Origin of the sequence: Xanthomonas sp. LMG 8993 (genome assembly GCF_009835065.2) — a bacterium.
GTDB lineage: Bacteria > Pseudomonadota > Gammaproteobacteria > Xanthomonadales > Xanthomonadaceae > Xanthomonas > Xanthomonas arboricola.
In genome coordinates, this window is sequence record NZ_QVIF02000007.1 from 23,638 (window position 1) to 38,326 (window position 14,689).

Below are 14,689 nucleotides of genomic sequence, written 5' to 3' on the forward strand. Positions count from 1 at the left end.
GCTCACCGCCAGGTGTGCGTGCCCGATGCGGCAGGTGCCACGCGGACATGCCGGTTGCTTTGCGCCGACCGCATCCAGCTGACCATTGCATGCGAGGTCTTGTTAGCTCCTCTGGGTCTTGGTGGTGAAGGAGCGTGGCATGCAATCGGTGGATGTCGCAGTCATTGGTGCCGGGCCGGTCGGCCTGAGTTTTGCGCGGTCGTTGGCCGGCAGTGGCCTGTCGGTGCTGGTGGTCGACCAGCAGCCGCGCGCGCAACTGGCCGAGCCGGCCTTCGACGGACGCGAAATCGCGCTGACCCATGCCTCGCGTGCGTTGCTGGAGCAACTGGGCATCTGGCCGCAATTTCCCGCCGATGCGATCTCGCCGCTGCGCGACGCCCGCGTCATGGACGGACATTCGCACTTCGCGCTGACCTTCGCCGCCTCCGCGCGTGGTGCCGGCGATCTGGGCTGGCTGGTGCCCAATCATCTGGTCCGTCGCGCGGCCTGGCAGGCGGTGCAGGCGCAAGCTGCGTTGGAGATGCGCTGTGCGTGCACGCTGCAGGCCGTGCAGCAGCAGCGCGACCGCGTGGTGCTGCAGTTATCCGATGGGGAAACGGTATCGGCGCGCCTGCTGGTGGCGGCCGACAGTCGCTTTTCCAGCGCCCGGCGCCTGCTCGGCATCGGTGCGCAGCTGCGTGATTTCGGCAAGACCATGCTGGTGTGCCGGATGCGGCATGCGCTGCCGCACGGGCATGCTGCCTGGGAGTGGTTTGGCTACGGCAAGACGCTGGCGTTGTTGCCGCTGCAGGGCAATCGCGCCGGTGCGGTGCTGACCCTGCCGCCGCGACAGGTGGAGGCCTTGCTGGCGATGGAGGCGGCGGACTTCAGTGCGGCGGTGACCGAGGCGTTCGAGCATCGGCTCGGGCCGATGCAGCAGGACGGCAGCCGGCATGCGTATCCGCTGGTGGCGGCCTATGCGCAACGCTTGATCGCCGAGCGTGCCGCGCTGATCGGCGATGCGGCGGTGGGCATGCACCCGGTCACCGCGCACGGCTTCAATTTCGGATTGCAGAGCCAGGCGCGCCTGGCCGAGCGTGTGCGCGCCGCTGCCGCCGCTGGGCGCGACATCGGGGCTGTGGCCCTGCTGCAGGGCTACGAGCGGGCGCACCGGCTGGCGACGCGGCCGCTGTATGAAGCGACCAACGCATTGGCCGCGCTGTATACCGACGACCGTGCGCCGGCCCGCCTGCTGCGACGTGGTGCCTTGCGTGCGGCGCATGCGGTGGCGCCGTTCAAGCAGGCGATTGCGGCGCATCTGACCCAGCGCAGCGTCTGACGTATCGAAGTGGGAGCAGGGAGGCGCAGTGCGTGCAGCGCTGCGCTGTGGTCCTCACGCGCAGTGGCTTGTAACGGTGTTCGACATGCGGGCGGGCAATGCGGTCAGCGGCTCGCTCGCAGGTGCTCTTGCGGCAATCGGGCTCGATCAGACCGGATTTGCATGAGGTCGGCTTTCGTCAGGCGCGCCGCAGTCGGGCACGCAGCCATCAGGCCGGCGTGTTGATCCGCGCAAGAATCGCATCGATCGCGGTGCGCGCATCGCCGCTGCGCAAGGCGTCTTCCAACAGTGGAATGACCCAGGCGCAGCCGGCCTTGGTCACGTCTGCGCGCCAGCCGCCGGGCCAGGCTTCCAGCTCGTGCAAGGCCAGCATGCTGCAACCGCCACGCTCGGCGTGACCGCCACGGATCGACTGCTCGAACCAGAACGGCGTGGGTGAATCGACGTCGATCGAGAAAATATAGACATCGTGGTCCGGGTCTTCAGCCGAGGGCGCGTTGTTGCGCCAGCTGACCTGCACCACGCTCATTCTGCCGGCTCCGCATCGGGGTCCAGCGCCAGCACGCGGATCTCCACATCGTCCAGTTGCACGCACTGGCCGGGGCGGATCTTGGCGGTCTTGCGCAGTTCCTGCACGCCATCGACGCTGACCGCGCCGCTGGCGACGATCGCCTTGCCCTGCCCACCGCTGTCGGCAATACCCGCCAGCTTGAGCAACTGGTTGAGTTCGATGTACTCGCCGTCCAGGTCGAATTCCAGAAATTGCATGGTGCGCTCGGTGACAGGAAGACGGCGATTATCCGCCCGTCGCAGCCGGCAACACCACCGTGCCGAACGCAGCCCCGGCAGGTGGAGTCGTGCGCGACGCAGGCGCGCCAGCGGCGGACACGACGCCGGAGGCGCGGTGCGGGGCGGCACGCTTATTCGCGTCGAAAGCGTGCAATCTCGTCCAGCATGCTTTCGGCGCGCACGACGCCGGGCCCGGCATGCGCGTTGTCGATGCGCTCCAGCCACGGATGGCGTTTGCGCTGCAGCCGTCGATAGCCGAGCCAGGTGCCGATGCCGCCGAGCACGCCCACCAACAGATTGAGCATCAGCCAGTCGTGCGGCAGGGTCAGGCCGGTCAGCCCGCGCCAGCCGGCGTCGGCCACGGCCACCCACAGCACCCAGAACGCCACGCCCAGCCACGGGGCCACCCGCGTGCGCCAGCGCCGCAGCTGCGCGAGCGCGCGCTGCGTCGGCAGCAGCGGTCCGGCAAAGTCCAGTTGCGCCAGCAGCTGCAGCTGTCGTAGTGCGGAGATCGCCAGTGCAATGCTCCACAGCTGCAGCAGCACGCCGCCGATGATGGCTGCAGCCTGATCGGTGTGGGCAAGCCAGCTGCGCGCGATCACGATGTGCAGCGCCACGGCGCACAGCAATTGCGCGGATTGGCTCAGCCACAGCGGGCGCAGGCTGGTGCGCGCCGCGTGGCCACGCACCTGACCGATGATGTGGCCGATCTGCGTGCCGTGCTGATCCAGGCGGTGTTCCATCGCGTGCCAGGCGCGTTGCATGTCGTCGAGTTCCATCGAATGTTCCTTGGGCGAAGTAGTTGGTCAGAGTTCGGCGCGGATGCGCGCCTTGAGGCGGCTGAGTTTCGTGGCGACATTGGTCTCGCTGATGCCGAGCACCTCGCCGATCTCGCGGTAGCTGTGCGCGTCCAGGTACAGCAGCATCAAGGCGCGTTCCAGCGGCGGCAGGTGGGCGATGAAGCCGTGGAGCGCGGCGACCTGCTGCGCGTGTGCCGGGTCGCGCGTCAGCGGGTCGGCGATGCTGTCGGCCACCGCCTCCAGCGGGAGCGGGTCCTGCGGCGCGCGGCTGCGGCCGCGCAGATCGCTGACCGCCACGTTCAAGGCAATGCGGTACATCCAGGTGGAAAAGCGCCGGCCGGCGTCGTAGCCGGGGAATGCGCGCCATAACTGCACGGTGATGTCTTGCGCCAGCTCGGCGCGGTCGTCCGGGTTCCAGCAATAGCTGGCCGCGACCTTCAGGACGATGCCGCGGTGCTGCTGCAGCAGAGCGTTGAAGCGGGTGTGCAGGTCTGTTTCCAGGGACATGGCTCCGGCCGGGTGGGTGGATGACAAGGGTCGAGGAGATGATTCGCCGCAGCGGGCAAATCCTCACAAGCTGAACGGACTGTCACGGAAATTTCGACAGCAGGGGGCCTGAGGGCGCACACTATGCTGCTTTGCGCCTGCCGGCTCCGTGCGGCGCCTCCGGAGTTACCCAATGACCCAAGAATCTCCCGCGCCGCTGCTGTTTGCAGACCTCGGCCTCTCAGACGCTGTGATGAAGGCGGTTGCCGCCGTCGGCTATGAGTCGCCGTCGCCGATCCAGGCTGCCACCATCCCCGCGCTGCTGGCCGGCCGCGACGTGCTCGGCCAGGCGCAGACCGGCACCGGCAAGACCGCCGCGTTCGCGCTGCCGGTGCTGTCCAATGCCGACCTCAACCAGCTCAAGCCGCAGGCGCTGGTGCTGGCGCCGACCCGCGAGCTGGCCATCCAGGTCGCCGAGGCGTTCCAGAAATATGCCGAAGCCATTCCCGGCTTCCGCGTGCTGCCGGTCTACGGCGGCCAGCCCTATGCCCAGCAGCTGAGCGCGCTCAAGCGCGGCGTGCATGTGGTGGTCGGCACTCCCGGCCGCGTGATCGATCACCTGGACCGCGGCACGCTGGACCTGTCCCAGCTCAAGACGCTGGTGCTGGACGAAGCCGACGAAATGCTGCGCATGGGCTTCATCGACGACGTCGAAGCGGTGCTGAAGAAGTTGCCGGAGAAGCGCCAGGTGGCGCTGTTCTCGGCGACCATGCCGCCGGCCATCCGCCGCATCGCGCAGACCTATCTGAAGGACCCGGCCGAAGTCACCATCGCGGCCAAGACCACCACCTCGGCCAACATCCGCCAGCGCTACTGGTGGGTGAGCGGCCTGCACAAGCTGGACGCGCTGACCCGCATCCTGGAGGTCGAGCCGTTCGACGGCATGATCATCTTCGCGCGCACCAAGGCTGCCACCGAAGAGCTGGCGCAGAAGCTGCAGGCACGCGGCATGGCCGCGGCGGCCATCAACGGCGACATGCAGCAGGCCGCCCGCGAGAAGACCATTGCCCAGCTCAAGGACGGCAAGCTCGACATCCTGGTCGCTACCGACGTGGCCGCGCGCGGCCTGGACGTGGAGCGCGTCAGCCATGTGCTGAACTACGACATCCCGTACGACACCGAAAGCTACGTGCACCGCATCGGCCGTACCGGCCGTGCCGGCCGCAATGGCGATGCGATCCTGTTCGTCACCCCGCGCGAGAAGGGCATGCTGCGCGCGATCGAACGCGCCACCCGCCAGCCGATCGAAGAAATGCAGCTGCCGAGCGTGGATGCGGTCAACGACACCCGCGTGGCACGTTTTATGACCCGCATCACCGAGACCCTGGCCGGCGGCCAGATCGAGATGTATCGCGATCTGCTGCAGCGCTACGAGAGCGAGAACAACGTACCGGCGATCGATATCGCTGCGGCATTGGCCAAGTTGCTGCAGGGCGATGCGCCGTTCCTGCTGACCCCGCCGGTGCGCGGTGCACGCGAGGAATTTGCACCGCGCGAGCGCAACGATCGCGGCGACCGCAACGATCGCGGCGAGCGTCCGCGCTTCGAGCCGAAGTTCGAGCGTGGCCCGCGTGCCGATGGCGAGCGTGCGGCACGCCCGCCGCGTGCGGAACGTCCGGCGTTCGCCAGCGATGGCGCGGGCGCCGAGCGTCCGCGTCGCGATCCGGTCGCCCCGCGTGGCGAGCCGGAGTTCGGCATGGAGAGCTACCGCATCGAAGTGGGCCACACCCACGGCGTGAAGCCGGCCAACATCGTCGGCGCGATCGCCAACGAAGCCGGCCTGGAAAGCCGCTATATCGGCCGTATCGACATCCAGGACGATTATTCGATCCTGGACCTGCCGGCCGACATGCCGCGCGAACTGCTGACGCACCTGAAGAAGGTCTGGGTGTCCGGCCAGCAGCTCAACATGCGCAAGCTGGAAGAAGGCGAAGCGGCCGCGTCGCCGTCCAAGCCGCGCTTCCCGCGCGGCGGCAAGCCGTCCGGTCGCCCGAATGGCCCGAACCGTCCGATGGACCGCGCCGGCGCGACACATCGCAAGGGCCCGCCCAAGCCCCGCGGCGAGTAAGCACCGCTGACAACCCGGCGGGCTGCGGCTGCCCGGCCGATCCGGCCGGTCGCCGCAGTCGCTATGCTGATCGATGCATGGCGGTGTACGCGCGTCACGCGTCGGCACCGCAGCGATTGTCGGCGGCATCCTGTTAGCCATGCTAAGTTCCGCGCCGACCGTGGCCGGGCGGGCGCAGCCATACAGACTGCGCCGTTGCGGCCGCTACTGCCTTCAGGCGCCCACTGGGCGCCTGAATCGCATGGGCAGCAGCAGGGGGGGGCGAGGATGACAATGGCGCAGATGGCGGGCGGCACGAGCGGTAGGCGGACCATGCACCTGATGCGCGGCTGGCTGACGCTTCCCTTGGCCTTGTTGATCGGCATGGCCGTCGGCATGGCGGTGCTCTCGGCGCTGGTGATCGAGATTCAGTCCGGGGCAATGGCCTGGATCGTCGGCCAGAGCCACTGGTCCAATGCCCAGCAGGAGTCGGTGTACTGGCTGGAGCGCTACCTGGGCAGCGGCGATCCGGCCGACCTGCAGGCCGCCTGTCGGGCGCTGGAAGTGCCGCTCGGCGACCGCGCGGCACGCGAGGCGGTCGAGCAGCCGGTGATCGACTGGGCTGCGGTCCATGCCGGGCTGGCCGCCGGCCGCAATGCCCGTGAGGACATGCCGCAAATGGTGCGGCTGTATCGCTACGGCCATGTCTTTCCGTATCTGGGCGACGCCATCGCGATGTGGAAACACACCGACGCCGACCTGCTGCAGCTGAGCACACTGGCCGACCGGGCCGCCTCCGTGCAGGCCGCCAGCCGCCCGGATCCGCGCGCGCTGCAGGCCCTGCGCGACGAGCTGCACCTGCTCGACGGCCGCATGCGCGGCGATACCGCGCAGTTCCAGTCGCTGCTGGTCCGCTGCGCGCGGTTGCTGCACGATGTGATGGTGGTCTGCAGCCTGGCGACCCTGTTGCTGGTGCTGATCACCTGCGTGCTGGCGATGCGCCGCATCCGCAATTATCTGCTCTCGCACGAAGGCCGCTTCCGCACCGCGTTTCAGCAGGCGGCGCTGGGCATGGTCAAGTTCGACCTGCGCGGCCGCGTGCTCGATGCCAATGCCGCGATGGCCAACATCCTGCGCTACCGGCCGGAGGAACTGCAGGCCTGCACGCTGGCCGAGGTGCTGCATCCGGACCATATCGCGCTGGACAGCCGCGGCCTGATCGACTGGCCGACGCTGCTGCAGTCCGGCGAGCGGCGCTTGCTGCGCGCCGACGGCGGGGTGATGTGGGGGCGCTGGAGCGCGTCGCTGGTGGAGCCCGGCCCGGAGGAGCCGACCCTGGTGCTGGCGGTGATCGAAGACGTCTCGCATGCGCACGAGCTGGCCGACGAAGTCGCCTTCCATGCGCGCCACGATGCCCTGACCGGCCTGATCAACCGCCGCGAGATCGAACGCCGGCTGCTGCGCCTGATCGAGCCGCCGCAATCGCCGCAGCTCTGCCATGCGCTGTGCTTCGTCGACCTGGATCACTTCAAGCTGGTCAACGACACCTTCGGGCATGCGGTAGGCGACAAGTTCCTGTGCCACTTCGCCGATGTGATCACCATGCAGTTGCGCCCCGGCGACTGGCTGGGGCGGCTGGGTGGCGACGAGTTTGCGATCCTGCTGGCCAATACCGATCTGGCACAGGCGCAGTCCTTGCTGGAGCGCATGCATGCGGTGCTGGGTCAGCCGTGGAGCCACCAGGGCGGACGGCCGCTGACGCCGAGCTGCAGCTTCGGCGTGGTGGAAATCCGCCAGGGCGCCAGCGACGTCAATGCCTTGATGACCGCCGCCGATCTGGCCTGCCATGCGGCCAAGGAAGAAGGGCGCAACCGCATTCGCTGCTTCGGCGAAAACGATCTGGCGCTGGCGCGGCGGCGCCACGACGGTGGCTGGATCAGCGCGGTGCAGCAGGCGATCGCCGAGGACCGGCTGCTGCTGTATGCGCAGAAGATCCAGGTGTTGAGCGATCCGGAACGCCTGCAGTACGAAGTGCTGGTGCGCATGCGCGCGCGCGACGGGCGGGTGCTGAGCCCAGGCGAATTCCTGCCCGCCGTGGAGCGCTACGGCCTGGGGCGCATGGTCGACGTGCATGTGCTGGAAACGCTGTGCGCGCAGCTGGCGGCCAGTCCGATGCATGTGGCCACGCTGGACCTGTGCCACGTCAATCTGTCCGCACAGTCGATCGCGCAGCCGGATTTTCTCGATTTCGTGTGGTCCTTGTTCGAGCGCTACCCGAGCCTGGTGCCCAAGCTGTGCATGGAGATCACCGAGACCGCGGTCATCGGCGATCTGGAGCACGCGCAGCGCTTCGTGCAGAGCGTGCGTGCGCGCGGCTGCCATGTGGCGCTGGACGATTTCGGCAACGGCCTGGCCTCGTTCGGCTATCTCAAGCAGTTCACCGTGGATGTCCTCAAGATCGATTGCGGCTTCGTGCGCAACTACGCGCACGACGCGGTGGACCGCGCGGCAGTGCACTCGATCGCGCAGGTGGGCCTGGCGCTGGGGATCGAAGTGGTGGCCGAGGGCGTGGAGTCGGAGGCGGACATTCCCGGCCTGCGCGAGGCCGGTGTCGGCCAGGTACAGGGTTTCAGCCTGCATCGTCCATGCCCGCTGGACGAGCTGCTGCACGCCGGGCAGCCGCTGCTGGCGCTGTCCTGATCGCAGATTGGTGCACGCGCGCCGCTCCAAATCGCCGATAATCGGCCGATGACGACCCGACTCAACAAATACATCGCCGAAACCGGCTTCTGCTCCCGCCGCGAGGCCGATCGCCTGATCGGCGAACGCCGGGTCACCGTCAATGGCGTGGCTGCCGGCACCGGTGCGGTGGTGGGCGAGGACGACACCGTGCTGGTGGACGGCCAGCCGCTGCGCACGCGCGCCGCCAGCAAGCCCGGTGGCCGCAAGCATGTCTACATCGCACTCAACAAGCCGGTGGGCATCACCTGCACCACCGAAAGTTCGGTCAAGGGCAACATCGTCGAATTCGTCGGCCACGAGCAGCGCATCTTCCCGGTCGGCCGGCTCGACAAGGAGTCAGAAGGTCTGATCCTGATGACCAGCAACGGCAACATCGTCAACGAGATCCTGCGCGCGGAAAATCGCCACCAGAAGGAATATCTGGTGGCGGTCAACAAGCCGGTCACCGACGAATTCCTGCGCGGCATGGCGCGTGGCGTGCGCATCCACAACGAGACCACGTTGCCGTGCCGCACCGCGCGCATCGCCAAGTTCGGCTTCCGCATCGTGCTGGAGCAGGGCTTGAACCGGCAGATCCGCCTGATGTCCGCCGAATTCGGCTACCGCGTGACCCAGCTGCGCAGGGTGCGCATCGACAACATCAAGCTGGCCGCGCTCAAGCCCGGACAGTGGCGCAACCTCAGCGATGCGGAGTTGCGCGGCCTGCTGCCGCAACGCACCGACTGGTGAGCGTTTCTCGCGCGTTGGACTGAACCGCAACAGCACGGTGCATCGGCTGCGCAGGCGCAACCCGATGGCCGTGCATGACCGGCTCGGTCATACTTCCGCCGCCGACAGCCAGCTGGGGAGCGGGCAGAGTGATCAAACCGACATTGCCGGACAACGAAGCCGAGCGGCTTGCAGCGCTGCGTCAGTACGAAGTGCTGGATTCGCCGCCCGAGCGTGCCTTCGACGACCTCACCATGATTGCGTCCACGCTGTGCGAGACGCAGATGGCGGCGGTGGTGCTGGTGGACGAACAGCGGCAATGGTTCAAGTCCGCACATGGCGCGCCGCGCAGCGAGGCATCGCGCGACATCTCGTTCTGCGCGCATGCGATCCTGCGCCCGGATGAAGTGATGATGGTCGACGACACCTTGCTCGACCCGCGCTTCCACGACAATCCGATGGTGACCGGCAGCGCGGCGGTACGCTTCTATGCCGGCGCGCCGTTGGTGACCAGCGAGGGCATGGCGCTGGGCTCGCTCTGCGTCTTCGACCAGACCCCGGCGCATCTGCGCGAAGAGCAGCGTGCTGCCCTGCAGGCATTGTCGCGGCAGGCCGCGCATCTGCTGGAACTGCGCCTGGCCGGCAAGCGCCTGCGCCAGCAACTGCACGAGCGCGAATGGTACGAGCAGCAGCTGGCCGGCTATTACGCGCAGATGGACGCGCTGAATGCCGATCTGGTCGAGCAGACCCGCACCGATCCGCTGACCGGCTTGCCCAATCGACGCGCGTTTTCAGTGGCCTTGGCCGCGGCCATGGAACAGACGCGTGCGGCAGGCCAGCCGTTGTCGGTGGCGTTGCTGGACGTGGACCACTTCAAGACCGTCAACGACGTGCATGGGCACGACCAGGGCGATGTGGTGCTGCGCGAACTGTCGGCGTTGCTGCGTGCGCATGTGGCCGGTGCCGGCACCATTGCGCGTTATGGCGGCGAGGAGTTCGTTCTGCTGCTGCCCAACGTGGATCTGCTGCAGGCGCGCGTGCAGTGCGAATACCTGCGCCAGAGCGTGGCGGTGATGACGATCGCGCTGCCGGTGACGGTGAGTATCGGCGTGGCCACGCTGCATCCGCAGGAAAGCGTGGACGCGGTGATCAAGCGCGCCGACCAGGCCCTGTATGCGGCCAAGCGTGGCGGGCGCGACCAGGTGGTGGCGTTGGGGTAGGGGGCGTGCGCACGCGGGTGCGTCATCGATAAGGTCGGTCGCGGCCTAGGCCGCTGCGACGGTGGCGTTTGTTGGTTGCGCCGTGCGGTCAGTCGACGATGTTCTTCGCCTCGGCAGTGCCGAGCAGCTCCGGGTGCACGATCTTGCGCCGGCGTTCCAGCACCGGATGCAGGAACACCGCGCCGAGAATGATCGCCACGCCGAGATAGAACTGCACAGTCAGCTCGCGTTGCTCGCCGAGCAGGGCGATCGCCAGCACGATGGCGTAGACCGGTTCGAGATTGGTCACCAGCTGCACCGAATAAGCGCTGAGATGGCGCAGCGCCACCAGTGCCAGCGCAAACGGCAGTAGCGTGCAGGCCAGCGACAGCACCAGCAGCAGGACGCCGTCGTGCAGGCTGGGGATGATCATCAGGTCGCCATGCAGCGACGGCAGCAACAACGGCATGGCCGGCGCCAGCACGGTCAGGGTCAACGTGCCGGCGCCAAGCTCCAGTGCGGTGACGGTGAGCGGGTCGGCATGCGCCACCATGCGCTTGTTGAGTGAACCGAACAGGCCGACGAACACCGCCGAAATCGCGCCGACCACCACGCCGGCACGCATGCCATCCGGCACCCCGCCGACCACCAGCGCCACGCCGGGCAACACCGCCAGGCCGAACAGCAATTCGCGCGGGCGGAAGGGGCGCTGCGTCACCCACGGCTCGATCACGGCGGTGAACACCGGCGCCAGTGCAATGCAGGTCGCCGCCACCGAGGCATTGGCCAGCTTGATCGCGCCGTAGAAGGTCAGCCAGTGCAGGGCCACCAAGGCGCCGATGCCGCAATAGCCCAACACCACGCGTCCGGACAACCCGCGCAATCCGCGCCACACCCGCGGCAATAGCGCCAGCGCCACCACCACGATCAACATGCGCCACCACACCAACGGCAACGCGGGCAGCGTGATCAGCTTGCCCAGGATCGCGGTGATGCCCCAGAGCAGGACGCAGAAATGGATTTGCAGTTGCGCCTTGCGCAGGTCGGTCGTGGGCATGCGCCATTGTCGCCGAAGACGCGACGCAACGCCCCTGCTAGCGCGCCCCCAACGCCTGCAGCAACGCCATTGCCGCCGCCGGATTGCGCTCCTTGGCGGCGCTGATGAAAAACACGAACACCTCGCGCGGGGTGGCTGCGGCGTGCATCGATGCGTCGATATGCGGCAGGTCCGCCACATCGTCGCCGCGCCGCCAGGCCTGGATGCGCTCGGCCCAGCGCGCCAGTGCCGGCGCCGGGTAGCCGGCATGCAGGCGCGCCTGGCTGCGCATCAGCCGCGCATAGACAAAGTCGGTGGACAGATCGGCAAAGGACGGATGCTCGTCCGAATCGGTGAACACCGTGGCCACCCCATGCCGGCGCACCAATTCCAGCAGCGCGGCATCCACTGCGTCGTGGTCGCGGATTTCCAGCACATGGCGCAGCACGCGCTTGCCGGCACGTTTGGGCAGCAACGACAGGAAGGCGTCCAGGTCGTCGGCCTGCAGCCGATGCCCTTGTTCGAACTGCCACACCAGCGGCCCCAGCGTATCGCCGAGCTCGACAATGCCGCCGATGAAGTCGTCCACCTGCGCCTGGGTGCCGGCCAGTCTGCGCGACTGGGTGATGCGGCGCGGTGCCTTGGCCGAGAAGACGAACCCGGGCGGCACCTGGTCGCGCCACTTCGCGTAGGTGGCCGGTTTCTGCGTCCCGTAATACGTGCCGTTGATCTCGATGGCGGTGACGTGGCGGCTTGCGTATTCCAGCTCGCGGCGCTGCACCAGCCCTTGCGGATAGAACATCCCCTCCCGCCATGGCGCATACACCCAGCCGCCGATACCGACGTGGATGCCATCGAGCGCGGGCGGGGTGGCGGCGAACAGATCGGTCATGACAGATTCCACGTTGGCGTGAGCGCGCGCCTGGCATGTTCGCAGACGCACAGATGTGGCAAGCCGCCCAGATGATAGCCCCGCCGGCTCCGCAGCAAAGCGGCGGCTGCCAAACCGCTTGCGCACTGCCAGGCAGGCGCGGCCGTTGGCGCGCGGCGGCATGCAGGCGTTGTGCACTCGATGCAGGCACCGCCCGGCCAGCCGGCGGGGCGATCGGCGCTTACGCGGACGCGGCCATGCCGCTACCATCGGAGATCGCCACTTTCGGACCGCAGCGATGACCTGGACCACGCCCGATCTGTGTGACCGCTTTCCCGAGGTGAGCATCGCCGAACCGCTGTTCCGCTCCTATGGCGGACGTGCGGCATTCTCCGGGCCGATCGTCACCGTGCGCTGTTTCGAGGACAACTCGCGGGTGCGCGAGCTGGCCTCCACGCCTGGTGACGGCCGCGTGCTGGTGGTGGACGGGCAGGGCTCGTTGAAGCACGCGCTGCTGGGCGACCAGATCGCGATGCAGGCGCCAACGGCTGGGCCGGCGTGTTGATCCACGGCTGCGTGCGCGATGTGGAGATCCTGGCCACGCTGCCGCTGGGCGTGCTGGCGCTGGGCGCCTGCCCGCGCCGCACCGAGCGCCGCGATCTGGGTGATGTGGATGTGCCGGTGAATTTTGCCGGCGTGGCCTTCGTGCCCGGCCATTGGCTGTATGCGGATGGTAATGGCGTGTTGGTGGCACCGCTGCCGCTGTCGCTGGACAGTGCCGGCGGATCGACCTGAGCGAACGAGAGGACGTGCGACAGTGACCGTGAACCGATGGCTGAGTGGAGGCGTGCTGATGCTGGCAAGCTTGGTGACGACGCAGGCGGCCGAGCTTCCCGCCGGCATGCAGCAGTTCGACGCGCAGATGGAACGCGTGCGCAAGCAGTTCGATGTGCCCGGCATTGCGGTGGCCATCGTCAAGGATGGGCAGGTGGTGCTGGAGCGCGGCTACGGCGTGCGCGAGATCGGCAAGCCTGCGCCGGTGCAGGCCGACACGCTGTTTGCGATCGCCTCCAACACCAAGGCCTTCACTGCCGCATCGCTGTCGATCCTGGCCGACGAGGGCAAGCTCTCGCTCGACGACAAGGTCATCGACCACCTGCCGTGGTTCCGGATGTCCGACCCGTACGTCAGCGGCGAGATGCGTGTGCGCGATCTGCTCGCGCACCGCAGCGGCCTGAGCCTGGGCGCGGGCGATCTGTTGTTCTGGCCGACCACCAGCTACAGCACCGACGAAGTGGTGCAGCGCCTGTCCAAGGTGCCGCTGAAGGGCGGTTTCCGCGATCGCTACGCCTACGACAATATCCTGTATGCGGTGGCGCAGAAGGTGATCGAGCAGGTCTCCGGGCAGACCTATGCGGCGTTTCTGCAGCAACGCATCTTCGCCCCGGTGGGCATGCGCGGTACGCGCTTCAATGCCGACCATCTGCAACCGGGCGACAACGCGGCCGTGGGCCATGCCAAGTACGACTTCACCGAATTGCGCACTGTCGCGCCGCTGACCTGGTCCAACAACTCCGGTGCCGGCGGCATCTATTCCAGCGCGCACGACATGGCGTTGTGGATGAAGGTGCAACTGGCCGGCGGCATCCTGCCCGATGGCACGCCGCTGTTTAGTGCCAAACGGCAGCAGGAGATGTGGTCGATGATCACGCCGATCGCGATTGCCGACCCGGCCGTGCCGGAGCTGGCGGCGGCACGCCCCAATTTTGCCGGCTACGGTGAGGGCTGGAGCCTGAGCGACTACCGCGGCCATCGGCTGGTATGGCACACCGGCGGCTGGCCGGGCATGGTGTCGCGGCTGACGCTGGTGCCCGACCAGCAGCTGGGCGTGGTGGTGCTGACCAATCAGGAGATCGGTGCGGCCTTCAATGCGGTGACCCTGCAGGTGCTGGATGCGTTCCTGCAGATGCCGGCCACCGATTGGACCGCCGCCTATGCCAAGGCAGTGGCCAAGGCCGATGGCGATGCGGACACCAGCTGGAGGAAGCATCAGGACGCACGCGCAGCGCGCTCCACGCCGTCGCTGCCGCTGCGCAGCTATGCGGCGACCTATCGCGACCCGTGGTACGGCGATGTGGTGATCCGTCAGGACGGCAAGCGCCTGCGTCTGCAGTTTTCCAAGACCGCGCAGCTCGTTGGCACGCTGGAGCATTGGCAACACGACAGCTTCATCGTGCGCTGGGACGATCGCAGCCTGAATGCCGATGCCTTCGTCAATTTCGCGCTGACCCCGGATGGCGCGGTGCGCGAGATGCGGATGGAGGCGATCTCACCGCTGACCGATTTCAGCTTCGATTTCCAGGACCTGGTGTTGACGCCGGTGGCAGCGGAGCAAGCGGGGCACAAGTGACACATCCCTCGTCCTGCAAGCGGGGCACGGTCACTGAACGGAGCGTGTAGTGGCCGGCGGCCGGTGGTGTGGCGTCCACGCCATCCCCAACCGATTGCGATGCTTTGGCGTGTCATCTGCGCCGCAATGCGCGCTGCAGCATGCATTGATCGTGGCGTGTGCCGGCAACCGGGCTCGGCGGGCATGCGTCACGTGGTCGGGCCTGCCGGTGCAGGCAGGCGTG

12 protein-coding genes, 1 other RNA gene and 1 pseudogene are annotated in these 14,689 nt (G+C 67.7%); 8 read left to right on the forward strand and 6 right to left on the reverse strand.

Annotated elements, in window-relative coordinates:
• The first annotated feature begins 32 nt into the window (after positions 1-32).
• Positions 33-108, forward strand: a non-coding RNA gene (locus DYQ94_RS13645) — sX9 sRNA.
• A gap of 31 nt (positions 109-139) precedes the next feature.
• Positions 140-1,318 carry a 5-demethoxyubiquinol-8 5-hydroxylase UbiM gene (gene ubiM / locus DYQ94_RS13650; protein ID WP_160954502.1) on the forward strand — a complete coding sequence of 393 codons (1,179 nt, stop codon included), beginning with the start codon at positions 140-142 and terminating at the stop codon, positions 1,316-1,318.
• A 208-nt stretch (positions 1,319-1,526) separates the two neighbouring features.
• Here the strand turns inward: ubiM and DYQ94_RS13655 are convergent, their stop codons facing one another.
• The 4 genes from DYQ94_RS13655 to DYQ94_RS13670 all read right to left on the reverse strand — a co-directional run bounded on the left by DYQ94_RS13655 (position 1,527) and on the right by DYQ94_RS13670 (position 3,414).
• Entirely contained in the window at positions 1,527-1,847 is a 321-nt protein-coding gene (locus DYQ94_RS13655) for a hypothetical protein (protein WP_160954501.1), read from the reverse strand.
• Positions 1,844-2,086 (reverse strand): RNA-binding S4 domain-containing protein, encoded by a 243-nt coding sequence (locus DYQ94_RS13660; protein ID WP_024939760.1) that lies wholly within the window; start codon positions 2,084-2,086, stop codon positions 1,844-1,846. Before DYQ94_RS13660 ends, DYQ94_RS13655 begins: the two co-directional genes overlap by 4 nt.
• A gap of 152 nt (positions 2,087-2,238) precedes the next feature.
• A complete protein-coding gene (locus tag DYQ94_RS13665; protein WP_160954500.1) occupies positions 2,239-2,886 on the reverse strand; it encodes a hypothetical protein in 648 nt (215 codons plus the stop codon).
• Between the two features lie 27 nt (positions 2,887-2,913).
• Positions 2,914-3,414: an RNA polymerase sigma factor gene (locus DYQ94_RS13670; RefSeq protein WP_160954499.1), complete on the reverse strand. Its 501-nt coding sequence runs from the start codon at positions 3,412-3,414 to the stop codon at positions 2,914-2,916.
• A gap of 172 nt (positions 3,415-3,586) precedes the next feature.
• Here DYQ94_RS13670 and DYQ94_RS13675 point away from each other — a divergent pair, with 172 nt between their 5' ends.
• From DYQ94_RS13675 to DYQ94_RS13690, 4 genes are all read left to right on the forward strand, one after another.
• Positions 3,587-5,521, forward strand: a complete 1,935-nt coding sequence (locus tag DYQ94_RS13675; protein WP_126965920.1) for a DEAD/DEAH box helicase — start codon at positions 3,587-3,589, stop codon at positions 5,519-5,521.
• A gap of 273 nt (positions 5,522-5,794) precedes the next feature.
• A complete protein-coding gene (locus DYQ94_RS13680; RefSeq protein ID WP_160954498.1) occupies positions 5,795-8,200 on the forward strand; it encodes a putative bifunctional diguanylate cyclase/phosphodiesterase in 2,406 nt (801 codons plus the stop codon).
• Positions 8,201-8,248: 48 nt separating this feature from the next.
• On the forward strand, positions 8,249-8,971 hold the full coding sequence (locus DYQ94_RS13685; protein WP_016903964.1) for a pseudouridine synthase: 723 nt from the start codon (positions 8,249-8,251) through the stop codon (positions 8,969-8,971).
• A gap of 74 nt (positions 8,972-9,045) precedes the next feature.
• Positions 9,046-10,170: a GGDEF domain-containing protein gene (locus tag DYQ94_RS13690; protein ID WP_202397395.1), complete on the forward strand. Its 1,125-nt coding sequence runs from the start codon at positions 9,046-9,048 to the stop codon at positions 10,168-10,170.
• Between the two features lie 88 nt (positions 10,171-10,258).
• On the opposite strand, the gene DYQ94_RS13695 is transcribed toward DYQ94_RS13690, so the two are convergent.
• Positions 10,259-11,206 (reverse strand): DMT family transporter, encoded by a 948-nt coding sequence (locus tag DYQ94_RS13695; RefSeq protein ID WP_016903967.1) that lies wholly within the window; start codon positions 11,204-11,206, stop codon positions 10,259-10,261.
• 37 nt (positions 11,207-11,243) lie between these two features.
• The gene (locus DYQ94_RS13700; protein ID WP_126965922.1) at positions 11,244-12,077 is read right to left on the reverse strand and encodes a DUF72 domain-containing protein; all 834 of its coding nucleotides are present in this window, start codon (positions 12,075-12,077) and stop codon (positions 11,244-11,246) included.
• 277 nt (positions 12,078-12,354) lie between these two features.
• On the opposite strand from DYQ94_RS13700, the pseudogene rraA reads away from it, so the two are divergent.
• A pseudogene (rraA, locus tag DYQ94_RS13705) lies at positions 12,355-12,851 on the forward strand (ribonuclease E activity regulator RraA).
• Between the two features lie 22 nt (positions 12,852-12,873).
• Entirely contained in the window at positions 12,874-14,466 is a 1,593-nt protein-coding gene (locus DYQ94_RS13710) for a serine hydrolase (protein ID WP_485130021.1), read from the forward strand.
• Positions 14,467-14,689 lie beyond the last annotated feature (223 nt).

Excerpts from the sequence above, each read along its gene's own strand:
- DYQ94_RS13680 (WP_160954498.1), top strand. The coding sequence starts at position 5,795 with ATGGCGCAGATGGCGGGCGGCACGAGCGGTAGGCGGACCATGCACCTG.
- DYQ94_RS13690 (WP_202397395.1), top strand. The coding sequence starts at position 9,046 with ATGACCGGCTCGGTCATACTTCCGCCGCCGACAGCCAGCTGGGGAGCG.
- DYQ94_RS13685 (WP_016903964.1), top strand. The coding sequence starts at position 8,249 with ATGACGACCCGACTCAACAAATACATCGCCGAAACCGGCTTCTGCTCC.
- DYQ94_RS13660 (WP_024939760.1), bottom strand. The coding sequence starts at position 2,086 with ATGCAATTTCTGGAATTCGACCTGGACGGCGAGTACATCGAACTCAAC.
- DYQ94_RS13670 (WP_160954499.1), bottom strand. The coding sequence starts at position 3,414 with ATGTCCCTGGAAACAGACCTGCACACCCGCTTCAACGCTCTGCTGCAG.
- DYQ94_RS13655 (WP_160954501.1), bottom strand. The coding sequence starts at position 1,847 with ATGAGCGTGGTGCAGGTCAGCTGGCGCAACAACGCGCCCTCGGCTGAA.
- DYQ94_RS13675 (WP_126965920.1), top strand. The coding sequence starts at position 3,587 with ATGACCCAAGAATCTCCCGCGCCGCTGCTGTTTGCAGACCTCGGCCTC.
- ubiM (WP_160954502.1), top strand. The coding sequence starts at position 140 with ATGCAATCGGTGGATGTCGCAGTCATTGGTGCCGGGCCGGTCGGCCTG.
- DYQ94_RS13700 (WP_126965922.1), bottom strand. The coding sequence starts at position 12,077 with ATGACCGATCTGTTCGCCGCCACCCCGCCCGCGCTCGATGGCATCCAC.
- DYQ94_RS13695 (WP_016903967.1), bottom strand. The coding sequence starts at position 11,206 with ATGCCCACGACCGACCTGCGCAAGGCGCAACTGCAAATCCATTTCTGC.
- DYQ94_RS13665 (WP_160954500.1), bottom strand. The coding sequence starts at position 2,886 with ATGGAACTCGACGACATGCAACGCGCCTGGCACGCGATGGAACACCGC.